The 12,082-nt window shown below is 59.5% G+C and carries 10 protein-coding genes; 7 read left to right on the forward strand and 3 right to left on the reverse strand.

Annotated elements, in window-relative coordinates; translation table 11 throughout:
• Positions 1-170: 170 nt before the first annotated feature.
• Positions 171-632: a T9SS type A sorting domain-containing protein gene (locus I2I05_RS02650; protein ID WP_196280640.1), complete on the reverse strand. Its 462-nt coding sequence runs from the start codon at positions 630-632 to the stop codon at positions 171-173.
• 271 nt (positions 633-903) lie between these two features.
• Positions 904-1,662 (reverse strand): biotin--[acetyl-CoA-carboxylase] ligase, encoded by a 759-nt coding sequence (locus I2I05_RS02655; protein WP_196280641.1) that lies wholly within the window; start codon positions 1,660-1,662, stop codon positions 904-906.
• 67 nt (positions 1,663-1,729) lie between these two features.
• Here I2I05_RS02655 and rsfS point away from each other — a divergent pair, with 67 nt between their 5' ends.
• From rsfS to I2I05_RS02690, 7 genes are all read left to right on the forward strand, one after another.
• Positions 1,730-2,110 (forward strand): ribosome silencing factor, encoded by a 381-nt coding sequence (gene rsfS, locus I2I05_RS02660; protein WP_196280642.1) that lies wholly within the window; start codon positions 1,730-1,732, stop codon positions 2,108-2,110.
• Between the two features lie 116 nt (positions 2,111-2,226).
• Complete coding sequence (gene ftsH, locus I2I05_RS02665) at positions 2,227-4,350, forward strand: ATP-dependent zinc metalloprotease FtsH (protein ID WP_196280643.1); 2,124 nt, start codon at positions 2,227-2,229, stop codon at positions 4,348-4,350.
• A gap of 128 nt (positions 4,351-4,478) precedes the next feature.
• A complete protein-coding gene (locus I2I05_RS02670) occupies positions 4,479-5,138 on the forward strand; it encodes a LutC/YkgG family protein (RefSeq protein ID WP_196280644.1) in 660 nt (219 codons plus the stop codon).
• On the forward strand, positions 5,135-5,917 hold the full coding sequence (locus I2I05_RS02675) for a UDP-2,3-diacylglucosamine diphosphatase (protein WP_196280645.1): 783 nt from the start codon (positions 5,135-5,137) through the stop codon (positions 5,915-5,917). The genes I2I05_RS02670 and I2I05_RS02675 overlap by 4 nt, the downstream gene beginning before the upstream one ends.
• A gap of 154 nt (positions 5,918-6,071) precedes the next feature.
• Positions 6,072-7,019, forward strand: a complete 948-nt coding sequence (locus I2I05_RS02680) for a hypothetical protein (protein ID WP_196280646.1) — start codon at positions 6,072-6,074, stop codon at positions 7,017-7,019.
• 109 nt (positions 7,020-7,128) lie between these two features.
• Positions 7,129-8,295, forward strand: coding sequence for a zinc-dependent alcohol dehydrogenase (locus tag I2I05_RS02685; RefSeq protein ID WP_196280647.1), 1,167 nt, complete (start codon positions 7,129-7,131; stop codon positions 8,293-8,295).
• A gap of 230 nt (positions 8,296-8,525) precedes the next feature.
• Positions 8,526-11,117, forward strand: coding sequence for a S8 family serine peptidase (locus I2I05_RS02690; protein WP_196280648.1), 2,592 nt, complete (start codon positions 8,526-8,528; stop codon positions 11,115-11,117).
• 138 nt (positions 11,118-11,255) lie between these two features.
• Here the strand turns inward: I2I05_RS02690 and I2I05_RS02695 are convergent, their stop codons facing one another.
• Positions 11,256-12,071, reverse strand: coding sequence for a M57 family metalloprotease (locus I2I05_RS02695; RefSeq protein WP_196280649.1), 816 nt, complete (start codon positions 12,069-12,071; stop codon positions 11,256-11,258).
• Positions 12,072-12,082: the final 11 nt, after the last annotated feature.

Here is a 12,082-nt window from a genome sequence, read left to right on the forward strand (position 1 = left end):
TTGCAGTCGCATCAAGTTCTGGCCGTAGGACAGTGGCAAATTCCTGCCGGCGCTTAGGTCGGCTGGTTGCAATCCCACCCTGGAGCCAGAAATGCCCCATCTGGTATGGCCCACAAACACGAAAAGCAGCTAAAAGCTGCTTTTCGATTCGCAAATCAGAAAATTCCGGGTTAGTCCTGCAGCACGAGGCGCTTCGTGGCCACCACCTTGCCGTCGGCCAGCAGGCTGTAGAAGTACATGCCCGCGCGCAGGTCGCTTATGTCCACCGGCAGGCCGGCACTGGTCAGCTCTGGCTTCAGGGCAATAATGCGCAACTCTTGGCCGATGATGTTGCTCAGGCGCAGCTTGTAGTCAATGCCCGACTTTTGAGTCAGCTGCACGGTTATCTGGCCGCGGCTGGGGTTGGGGTAAACATTCAGTTCACTGGTCAGGGCGGAGTGAGTAGCCGCCGAGACTGTAGGTTGGCCGACGTCCTGCCACCCTGCGTTCTGTTGGATGCCGGAATGAGCCGTCACCGCCATGGGCGCGTAAAAATTCTTGCCCATGGCCACATGTACAATGTTGGCAAGCACAGGTGCCAGGGGCATAATCAGCACCGTCAGCAGGACGGTGCAGCGAGTAAAGAGTTTCATGATAAAAGATGCAGAAAAAGCAGAGGGAAGAAAAAGCGCCGTTGGTCTGGCCGGTAGAAGACAAGCACCGTGCCGAGTTGGCTAGGGTATTGGGCCTCACCGACGTAGTGCGAGGAGTTCCGAATTCATAGACCAATGAAACTGCGGAAAGTTGTTTGTAATCAACAAAAACAACTCGGCAGTCGTGCCCATCAGGTCAGCGGACTTTTGAAAAATTTTACTTGAAAATTTCGGGTTCCCACTCCTGATGCCAAAATGGCCGCAAAGGTTGCTACAGGTGCCTAATTTCCTGCATGCCGAAGCGCCGCAGCTCGTTGCCGATGGCCACGGCCAGCCGCCCATCGTCTTCCACCCCGACAATCTGGCCACTCACCTGCTTGCCATCTACTAGGAACAAATGGGTTTCCTGGTAGCGGTACAGCGCCTGCAGGTATTCCTGCCGCAGCTTGCCCACTTGCCCGGCCCGCAACTTCAGGTAGCGCCGCTCCAGGCACTCGAGCAGGCGTGCTGCTAGCGCTTCGCGGGCATAAGCGCGGCCCGTGAGCTGGCCAATGGAGGTGGCGGTGGCGGTAGTAAAGTCTTGTTGGTTGATATTCAGGCCAATGCCAATGACGCTGTGTTGAATCTTTGTGCCGCTCAGGCTGTTTTCAATCAGCACACCCCCTAGCTTCTGGTCTCCGTAATACAAATCGTTGGGCCACTTCAGCTTCAGTTTGGGGGTGGGGCCCAGCAGGGCAGCCGCCCAGTCGTGCACGCCCAACGCCACGGCCTGGCTGAGGCGGAACTGTTGGGCGGCGGCCAAAAACGTGGGCTGCCACACCACCGACAGCATGAGGTTTTCGGCGGGTGCGGCTTCCCACTGGTTGCCACGCTGGCCTCGGCCAGCGGTCTGAAAGTCCGTAATTATGGTGCAGCCGTCGCTGGCCCGGTTTTGGACAATCAAGGCCTGGGCCTCCGTATTGGTGGAGGCACAAGTCGGCAACCAAATCAGTTGCTGGCCCGTGAATAAGGTTTGAGGGGTGAGAACCACGGCCTTCTTTCGCGTTTCGTTAACTTCGTAGACTTTCGGCTGCAAAGCTCAACCCTAATAACAGAATATGAAAAGCACGTTGGTCCGTCAGGATTCAGACACATTGGCAGAATTGGTAGTACGCGGCATGCAAGACAAGAAGGCGTCTGACATCGTGGTGCTGAATTTGAAGGAGCTCAAAAACGCGGTGGCGGATTATTTTATCATCTGCTCGGCCAATTCCGACACGCAGCTGGAAGCTGTGGCCCGTTCGGTAGAAGAAGAAATTGAAAAAGTAACCGGCGAAAGCCCCTGGCAAACCGAAGGCCGCACCAACCGCGAGTGGGTGCTGCTGGACTACGTTGACGTGGTGGTACACGTGTTCCTGCGTGACCGCCGCAAGTTCTACGCCCTCGAAGAGCTGTGGGGCGATGCTAAAATCAGCTACATCGAAGCCGAACCGGCATAAAAAACGGGCCGACCGGATAAAATATATACGCTGGGAATACGTCTTATCGGAGCCGAACATTTGTTTTCGGCGCGGTGTTTTGCTCGTGGTTATACCTGATTTAACTAGCTATTTTCATGTCGGATAAAAATCCTAATAACAATAAAAAGAAGAAGCCCCTGATGCCCGCGCCCAATCCACGGCCGGGCGTGCAGTTATGGGTGCTGGCCGGCTTGCTGTTGTTTTTGGTGGGAGTGATGTGGGTGAACAACTCCAATTCGCCTGCCAAAATCAACCAGCAGCGCTTCGAGCAAATGCTCGCGGTCGGTGATGTAAAGGACATTACGCTCATCAACGAGAAGATGGTGGAGGTTAGCCTCAAGCCGGAAGCGTTGCGCAAGAGCGACTACAAGCAGGAACTCGCCCGCCGCAGCCCCATTGGCATGGCCAGCACGGGCGCGCAGTTCTATTTCCCGGTAGTAGACGCCAAGCTTTTCAAAGAAGACTTGGACCGCCTTCAGAAGACCTTGCCGGTGGCGCAGCAATTGCCCCTCAACATTGATTCCCGGCAGAGCGCCATGGATTTCATTGGCGGCTATGGCCTCATCATTCTAATGATTGTGGGCTTCTGGTTCCTGATGCGCCGCATGAGCAGTGCCAACGGTCCCGGCGGCCAGATTTTCAGCATCGGCAAGAGCCGGGCGGCCTTGTTTGAAGGTGGCGACAAAGTAAAAATCACCTTCAAAGACGTCGCCGGCCTCGAAGAAGCCAAAGAGGAAGTGCAGGAGATTGTGGAGTTCCTCAAGAACCCCAGCAAGTTCACCATCCTCGGCGGTAAGATTCCGAAAGGGGCCTTGTTGGTAGGCCCTCCCGGCACCGGCAAAACCTTGCTGGCGAAAGCCGTAGCGGGCGAAGCCGATGTGCCGTTCTTCTCGCTTTCGGGCTCCGACTTCGTGGAAATGTTCGTGGGCGTGGGGGCTGCCCGGGTGCGCGACTTGTTTAAGCAAGCCAAGGCCAAAGCGCCCTGCATCATCTTCATTGATGAGATTGACGCCGTGGGCCGCAGCCGCAGCAAAGGCAGCACGCCCGGCGGCAACGACGAGCGCGAAAACACCCTGAACTCGCTGCTGGTGGAAATGGACGGATTCGGCACCGATTCTGGCGTCATTATCCTGGCTGCTACCAACCGGCCCGATACCTTGGATTCGGCGCTGCTCCGTCCCGGCCGTTTCGACCGCCAAATCAGCATCGACAAGCCGGACATCAACGGCCGCACTGAGATTTTCCAGGTGCACCTGAAGCCCTTGACCTTGGGCCCGGACGTGGATGCGCGCCGGCTGTCGGCTCAGACGCCGGGCTTTGCCGGCGCTGAAATTGCCAACGTCTGCAACGAGGCTGCGCTGATTGCAGCCCGCCGCGACAAGAAGTTCATCACTGACCAGGACTTCACTGATGCCATCGACCGCGTGATTGGTGGTTTGGAGAAGAAGAACAAAATCATTTCGCCCGGCGAAAAGCGCATCGTGGCCTACCACGAAGCCGGCCACGCCATTGCGGGCTGGTTCTTAGAGCACGTCGACCCCTTGGTGAAAGTGAGCATTGTACCCCGTGGCGTTGCCGCGCTGGGCTATGCGCAGTACCTGCCAAAAGAGCAGTTTCTGTACAATACCGAGCAGCTGATTGACGAAATGTGCATGGCCTTGGGTGGCCGCGCTGCCGAGGAATTGGTGTTTGGTAAAATCTCCACCGGCGCGCTGAGCGACTTGGAGCGCATCACCAAAATGGCCTATTCCATTGTAACGATGTACGGCATGAACGCCAAACTCGGCAACGTGTCGTTCTACGACTCGAAGGGGCAGAACGAGTACGGTTTCTCAAAGCCTTACTCGGAAGCCACTTCGCAGATGATTGACGAGGAAGTGCGCACCATCATCGAGAATGCCTACACCCGCACCAAGGAGCTTCTCACCGAGCGCCGCCACGAGTTGGAAGTGGTGGCCAAGGAGTTGCTGGAAAAAGAAGTTCTCCAGCAGGAAGACCTGACCCGCTTGGTGGGCCCGCGTCCCTTCGACAGCCAGACTAACTACCAGGCCCACATGGCCGGCACCGACCGCAGCGAAACCGCCAGCGAGGTGAAAGGCGAGCAAGCCGCCGGTGGTAAACTCGGCAACGACCTGCCCGAACTGAACCTGCCCGGCATGGACAACGACCGCAACAACGAAACCTCGACCCCCAGCGGCAACGCGGTGGCCGGTGTGTAATACCTGCTGCGTCATTTCAAAAAAGCCAGTCCGCGAGGGCTGGCTTTTTTTGTGGACTGGCCGGGCCAACCTTTGCACTACAGGCCGGCCGGTTACCTTTGAAGCTTCAACCCGGTACTCTTTAATCCATGGCAGAAAGTTCTCGCGATGCCGTGCTTGCCCGCATCCGCCAAAGCCTGGCGCAGCCTGCGCCGCTGCCGCCCCGGCCCGACTTTACCGCGCCCGTGCACCCGCCGCTGAGCAACAGAGACGCGGTGGTGGCCTTTGCCGAAAGCTTCCAGCGCGTGGGGGGCGAGTTCTACTATTGCGAGTCGCTGGCGCATTTGGCAGAGCAGGTGGCCAGCTATCAGCAACGCCAGCAGGTGGGGGCGCCCTACGTGTGGGAGCCCCAGCTGCAAGCGTTGCTGCAAACGGCGGGCATTGCGTTCCGCGCCGATGAAACCGGATTTATTGAGCAAGCTGATTTGAGCCTGACTTCCTGCGAAGCCTTGGTGGCGCGCACGGGCAGCGTGCTGATTTCGGCGGCCACGGCCAGCGGGCGCCGCCTGAGCATCTACCCCGACCAACACCTAGTGCTGGCCCGCCCCAGCCAAGTAGTGGCCGAGATACGGGAGGCCCTGCGCGTGATACAGGCCCGGTTTGGCGAAAAAATGTCGTCCATGGTGTCGCTCACTAGCGGCCCCAGCCGCACCGCCGATATCGAAAAAACCTTGGTGCTCGGGGCGCATGGACCCCGCCGTCTGGCACTTTTTCTTTTAGAGGAAGACGCCGAAAACCTGCCCTTATGAAGCCCACCCGCACGTTGCCCGACCTGGCCCTGGCGCCCGGCCGCCGGGTGTATTTCGCCTCCGACTTTCACCTCGGCGTGCCCGATGCGGCCTCGTCGCTGGCTCGGGAGCGGCGCATTGTGCGCTGGCTCGATGAGGTGTCCCAGGATGCCGCGGCCATTTATTTGCTGGGCGACATCTTCGATTTCTGGTTTGAGTACAAGCACGCCATTCCGCGGGGCTTCAGCCGCCTGCAAGGGAAACTGGCGGAGCTGACCGACCGGGGCCTGCCCATCACCATTTTTACCGGCAACCACGACATGTGGATGTTCGGTTACTTTACTCAGGAAATGGGCATTCCGGTGCTGCGCCACGAGGTATCGCAGCGTATTGGCAACCAGCTGTTCCACATCGGCCACGGCGACGGCCTGGGGCCGAAAGACCATCAATACAAGGTGCTGAAGCGGATTTTTGCCTCTCCGCTGGCGCAGTGGCTGTTTGCCCGGCTGCACCCCAACTTTGGCATTGGCATGGCCAATAAGTGGAGCCGCCGCAGCCGCATGCAAACCGGCAAGGACGATGCGACTTTCTACGGCGACGAGGAATGGCTGCTGCAATACTGCCGCGAGGTCGAGACGCAGTTGCACCACGACTACTACGTGTTTGGCCACCGCCACCTGCCCCTGGATGTGGCCGTGGGGCCGGGCAGCCGCTACATTAACCTCGGCGAATGGGTCAATTATTGCTCTTATGGCGTGTATGATGGCAACGAACTGGCTCTGCGGCATTTTGAGAAGTAAATCCTGGCGCTCGTTGCCTCTTGGGTTTTCATCGGTTACCAAGAATTTGCTGTTAAACTGGTCGAAACCTCTCGCAATAAGGCCGTCATGCAGAGTGGAGCGAAGCATCTCGCGTGCCGCCTCTGCATCCATTTATTTTACTACGCCACGCGAGATGCTTCGCTCCGCTCTGCATGACGGGCGTATTGGGGTGTTCGGCGGTTTATGCTTCCTGTTCCTTATCAGCACCGCCCACGCCCAAGTCACTGTCCCCTCGGCCGCTTCGGTTGCGCCGCCGTCCAAAGTGGTGGTGGCACCGGTGCAGAGCCCGCCAAAATCAACGATTGATTCTGCCGCCACGGCAGGGCTGGTCCCCTGGAAGTTCGTGCGCCTCATCAAACTGCCCAACCCCGGCGCGGCTTCGCTCGACCGGCGCGGGGCGCTGTACGTAGCCGATGCCGACAACAACCTGCGGCAGTACGGCCCCGAAGGCCTGCCACTGAACACGTTTGCGCCCACCCAGCCCGGCCACGCGGCGCAGGTAGAAGCCTGGAACGTGACCACGGTGATGGTTTTCAACGACGACCGCCAGCAACTCGTGTTGCTCGACCGGTTTCTGGCACTCATCACCGAGGTGCGGCTGGGCGACTTTCTCGATGGCATGATTCGGGCGGCTACCCTGGCGCCCGACAACCGCATCTGGCTGCTCGACGAAAGCAGCCTGGTGCTGCGCGAATTCGACCCCAACACCCTGCGGCTGGTGAAAAACACGCCGCTGGACCTGATTATTGGCCGCACCCGGCCGGACTTCCGGTTCCTGCGCCACTACCAAAACAACCTGTATCTGGTCGACAAGGTCACGGGCGTGTACGTGTTCGACAACTTGGGCAACTACAAGAAGAAAATCCCGGTGGTGGGGCTGAATACCGTGGGGTTTCGGGGCGATGAGCTGTATTACTTCGATGCCGGCGCCATCCACTACTTCCACCTCTACAACCTGACCGAGCGCCGGGTGGCATTGCCTGCGGGCGTAGCGCCCGCCGACGTGCAGCAGGTGCTGCTGGGCGAATCATACGCCTACATTTTCACGGCGACAGGAGTCGCTGTTTATCAGTGGAAGTAGGGGTAAATACGGCCGTGCTTAGCGCCCGGCATCATTGAATAGCAGTAACCTCTGGAAAAGTGGCTCGTTAGCCTGGGAAGTCTTTCTTTCCACAGCTAACCCCTTTTCCATGAAAGCACTCCGAATTCACGGCATGCGCGACGTGCGCGTTGACACGGTAGACGACCCCGAAATCCTGGATTCCCGCGACGCCATTATCCGCGTTACGAGCACGGCCATTTGCGGGTCCGACCTGCACATTTACAACGGCAGCATTCCGCAGCCCCGGCCCATGACCCTGGGCCACGAATTCATGGGCATCGTGGAGGAGGTGGGCAAAGGCGTGGGCAACCTCCGGCGCGGCGACCGGGTGGTGGTGCCCTTCCCCATTGCCTGCGGCCATTGCCTGTTCTGCAACCACGAACTGCCCGGCCACTGCGAAAACTCCAACCCCGAGCACTACGGCCCCGAAGGCGGCCTGATGACCGAAAAAGGCGGCGCATTATTCGGCTACACCGATTTGTACGGCGGCTACGACGGCGGCCAAGCCGAGTACGTACGCGTGCCCTACGCCGACTTCGGCCCCCGCAAAGTGCCCGATAACCTCACCGACGAGCAGGTGCTTTTCCTGACCGACATCTTCCCCACCGGCTACACCGGCATCGACTGGGCCGGGGTGAAGGGCGGCGAAGTCATCGCCATTTTCGGGGCCGGTCCGGTGGGCATCATGGCCGCCAAATCGGCGTGGCTGCGCGGCGCCAGCCGCGTCATCATCATCGATACCCAGCAATACCGCCTCGACAAGGCCAAGCAAACCGCCAATGCCGAGGGCATTCTCTGGGAAAGCCAGAAGCAGGTGGTGGACGAAATCCGGAGCATGAGCCGCGGCTACGGCGCCGACGTGTGCGTGGAAGCCGTCGGCTTCGAGCCCGACCGCAGCCTCGTCGACCGCGCCAAGGCTGTTATCAACCTCGAAAAAGGCTCCGACAAGGTGCTGCTGGCCTGCATGAGCGCCGTGCGCCGGGGCGGCTTTGTGTCGGTACTGGGCGTGTATTCGTCTCCCTTCGACAATTTCCCCATCCACCAGTTCTTCGACAAAGGCATCACCCTGAAAGGCGGCCAGGCCCCTGCTCATAAGCACATCGACCGCCTGTTGAAACACGTATCCAACGGCGACGTGCGCCTCGACGACATCATTTCGCACCGCCTGCCGCTGAGCGAAGCTGCCCACGGCTACGACATCTTCCGCAACAAGAAGGACAACTGCACCAAAGTGGTGCTCAAACCCGGCGCCTAAGCCGTTTGGTATTGAAATTTGAAAAGGAGCCTGCGCCGCGCAGGCTCCTTTTTTAGTAGCTGGTCCATCGTTCGCTTCAACGTTCTGTTTAAAGTATCTTTGGGAGAAGCACACGCTGCTGAATTTCTACCAATGAATTTCCATACATGGGGTTAAAAAAAGGGGAGCCCTCCAGCTTTTACAAGTTGTCGAGGCAGTCGTTGCAAGGGTGGAGAAGAACAGCGGTGATATTGCTGACTGCTGTTGGCACTGTTCAGGCTCAAGCCCCGGTGCGCCCCGCGCCCACCGCCAAGCTAGCTCCCACGCTGCAAGCTGCTACTGCCCAAAAAACGTTGCGCACCGTGCGCGTGCGCGTGACCGACAAAGCGGCCTTCGAGCAGTGGGTACGGCAGCAGCTGCCAGCCGCGCGGGTATCGCAGCCCACGGCTTCCGCCTCTATCCTTGATGTGACGGGCCTCACGGCAGCGGCCGTGCCCAAGCTGGTGGCTTGCCCGGTGGTGTCCTTCATCGATGTGGCCGACCGCCAGGCGCGCACCGAGCGCCGGCTGAACAACTCGGACCTGTCGATTAATGCCATTGCGGCGGTTCAGGCGCAGTTTTCCCAGCTCAACGGGCAGGGGCTCACGGTGTCGGTGAAGGAAGGGCCGTTTGACCCCAACGACATTGACTTCAAGGGGCGGGTGGTGAACGTGGAGAATTTTCCCGGCCCGCCGTCGCCCCACGCCACCGACATGGCCACGCTCATCGGCGGGGCCGGCAATTCCCACCCCAAGGGCCGTGGCGTAGCGCGGGAAGTGCGCCTGGCCACCTCGGATTTTGCCCGCCTGCTGCCCGACGACGGCTCGCAGTTGGCCCAGGACGGAATATCGGTGCAAAACCACTCCTACGGGGTCGCCATCGAGAATTATTACGGCCTGGAAACCCAGGAATATGACCGGCAGGTACAGCAGTTTCCGTCGCTGCTGCACGTTTTTTCATCGGGCAACTCCGGCGCGCTAACCAGTGCCGAAGGCCCCTACACGGGCATTGCCGCCGTGGCGAACGTCACGGGGCAGTTCAAAATGTCGAAAAACACGCTGACCGTGGGCGCCACCGACCCGTCGGGGCAAGTGTCTGCGCTGAGCTCCCGCGGCCCGGCTTACGACGGCCGCGTGAAACCCGAGCTCGTGGCCTACGGCGAAGGCGGTTCTTCTGAGTCGGCCGCGCTGGTGTCGGGCATTAGCTTGCTGTTGCAGCAGGTGCACCGCGACCAACACAGCGGCACCTTGCCCCCCGCCGCGCTGGTTAAAGCCGTGCTCGTCAACAGCGCCAACGACCTGGGCCGTCCGGAAGTTGATTTCGTCAGCGGTTTTGGCCAAGCCGATGCGTTGGGCGCCATTAATACGATGCGCGACCGGCGGTTTTTTAACGAAACAGTGGCGCAGGGCACTGAGCAAGTGCTGACCATTACGGTGCCCGCAGGCCAGCAGCAGCTCAAGGCCAGCCTGGTTTGGAACGACCCGGACGCGCCCGCCGGCGCCGCCCGCGCCCTCGTCAACGACCTGGACCTGGAGCTGGTATCGCGCACCACGGGCCAACGCTGGCAGCCCTGGGCACTCAGCGCCTACCCCCACGCCGACTCCCTGGCTCTGCCCGCCCGCCGCCGCGCCGACCATGTAAACAACATCGAGCAAATAACCCTGGCCGTGCCCGCTGCCGGTACTTACGAATTGCGTGTGCGCGGCTTTAGCGTACCCCAAGGCCCCCAGGCATTCAGCCTGGCGTATGAAGTAAGCCCAGTGGGACTGGAGTGGCTCAGCCCCCAAAGCCCGGGCAATGTGCCACCAAATGCCGCCACCACCCTGCGCTGGCACTGGAGTGGCCCGCCCACCACGGCCCGCCTGGAATACCGCCCGGTGGGCAACGCCCAATGGCGCGTTGTCAACGGTGCGGTGGCACTGGCCGATAACCGCTATACCTGGACTGTGCCTGATACTACCACTCTGGCGCAATTGCGGCTGGTGACGGGCAGCCAATCATTTACTTCCGGCGAGTTTGCCATTGTGCGGGTGCCTCCCCTGCAAGTAGGCTACACCTGCCCCGACGAAACCCTGCTGCAGTGGGCCCGTGTACCCGGTGCAACCCAGTACCAGGTGTATCAACTCGGAGCCACCACTTTAGAGCCCTTGTTACGGACTGCCGATACCATAGTAGTGCTTAATCGCACACAAATGGCCAGCCGCTATTATGCCATGGCGCCCGTGTTGCAAGGCAAAGTGGCCGACCCGGGCGGCACCATCGACTACACGACGCAGGGCACGGTGTGCTATTTTCGCTCGTTCATGCCGCGCCAGCTGGTCGATAATACCATCCAGTTCAACGTTGAATTGGGCAGCTTGTATCGCCTGCAGTCGGCCACGTTGGAGCGTCTGGGAGCTGCTGGTTACGAAGCCGTGCAAACCATCGCGCCACTTACAACGACCAAATTTACTTTCACCGACTTGCCGCCGGCTGCTGCCCGCTACCTCTACCGCGTGCGGCTGGAGAACTTGGCTGGGCAACAGTTTTACAGCCAGGTTGAAGAGACCTATTATCTCCAGACTGGGGCAGCTCAAGTATTTCCCAACCCGGTGTTGGCTGGCGAAGACCTGCGCCTAATTGCCGGTACAAGCAGCCCGGTGAGCATTCGCCTTTACGACATGCTGGGCAAGCTCCAACGCGAGACCACTGTCGAAGGCGTTATCAACCAACTCGATACCAACGGCCTGAAGCCGGGGCTGTATTTGCTCCGGGTGACCCTGGACAGCCAAGCCGAACAAACTATTCGGGTGGTCATTCAATAGAGCAGGGCAGGTAGCCAATGGCCAAGTATTCGCCACAATCTTCAGGATTGCAAGGCACAACAAAAAGCCCCGGCTCAGATGAGCCGGGGCTTTTTGTTGTCGTACTACTTACTTATAGTCTACGAGCAGCCGAAGCTACTAGTAGATGTAAGACAGAGCCGTGAGGTCGTTGGCGGTGAAAGGGCGGTTAACGCCGTTGCCCACGCAAGCCAACATCCAGGAATTGGGTTCGGCAAGCGACGGCGTGCCAGGAATCAGGATAGCGCCCACGGTGCTGGCACCTTCGTTGGCCTTACGACCGCCGCAGCTGTACTGACGGTTGTAGTAGTCGGTGTGGCGCATGCCGATGCAATGTCCCATTTCGTGGGCCATGATGGTGGCAATGTAATTGGTGTTCGTGCTGTTAATCACGCTGGGAACCAGCGTGAAACCCGGTGCGGGGTTGCCGCCAGTTGGGAAGCCGCCCGATTGGCCCAGTACGCCAGCGCCGAGGCTAGCCGAATACTTAACGGGCAGGTTAGCAGCAGCGTCATTGGCGATGCGGCTGAATTTCAATGTCAGGTTGGCCGCATTATAGCGGAGAATGGCTTCATCAATGGCCGCCGAGTACGCCGCCGGGAACTGGCTCGATAGGCTCACGGTCAGCGTGCGGCCCGTGCCCGCGTTCACCAAGTTGGTGGTGCGGTACTGTTCCTCGTCGCCCACGCGCAGGGTGCCGTAGCCTGGCGCGCTGGCCAGCATTTCATTGGTCAGCAACATGTCGCCTTCTACCACGAAGCCGCCATCTACCGCACGGATGTCATCAGTGCCAAAGCCCATGGCTTTAACCTGGCTTAATACTTCTTTTGTAATGGCCGTTGGGGCAACAGCAGCCTCTTCTTTTTTGCTGCACGACGAAAATACAAGCGCCGAAGCGAGGCACAAGCAAGCGGAAAACAGACTTCTTTTTTTCATGGGAATTGGTT

Origin of the sequence: Hymenobacter jeongseonensis (genome assembly GCF_015694725.1) — a bacterium.
Lineage (GTDB): Bacteria > Bacteroidota > Bacteroidia > Cytophagales > Hymenobacteraceae > Hymenobacter > Hymenobacter jeongseonensis.

Excerpts from the sequence above, each read along its gene's own strand:
- I2I05_RS02650 (WP_196280640.1), bottom strand. The coding sequence starts at position 632 with ATGAAACTCTTTACTCGCTGCACCGTCCTGCTGACGGTGCTGATTATG.
- rsfS (WP_196280642.1), top strand. The coding sequence starts at position 1,730 with ATGAAAAGCACGTTGGTCCGTCAGGATTCAGACACATTGGCAGAATTG.
- ftsH (WP_196280643.1), top strand. The coding sequence starts at position 2,227 with ATGTCGGATAAAAATCCTAATAACAATAAAAAGAAGAAGCCCCTGATG.
- I2I05_RS02670 (WP_196280644.1), top strand. The coding sequence starts at position 4,479 with ATGGCAGAAAGTTCTCGCGATGCCGTGCTTGCCCGCATCCGCCAAAGC.
- I2I05_RS02675 (WP_196280645.1), top strand. The coding sequence starts at position 5,135 with ATGAAGCCCACCCGCACGTTGCCCGACCTGGCCCTGGCGCCCGGCCGC.
- I2I05_RS02680 (WP_196280646.1), top strand. The coding sequence starts at position 6,072 with ATGCTTCGCTCCGCTCTGCATGACGGGCGTATTGGGGTGTTCGGCGGT.
- I2I05_RS02685 (WP_196280647.1), top strand. The coding sequence starts at position 7,129 with ATGAAAGCACTCCGAATTCACGGCATGCGCGACGTGCGCGTTGACACG.
- I2I05_RS02695 (WP_196280649.1), bottom strand. The coding sequence starts at position 12,071 with ATGAAAAAAAGAAGTCTGTTTTCCGCTTGCTTGTGCCTCGCTTCGGCG.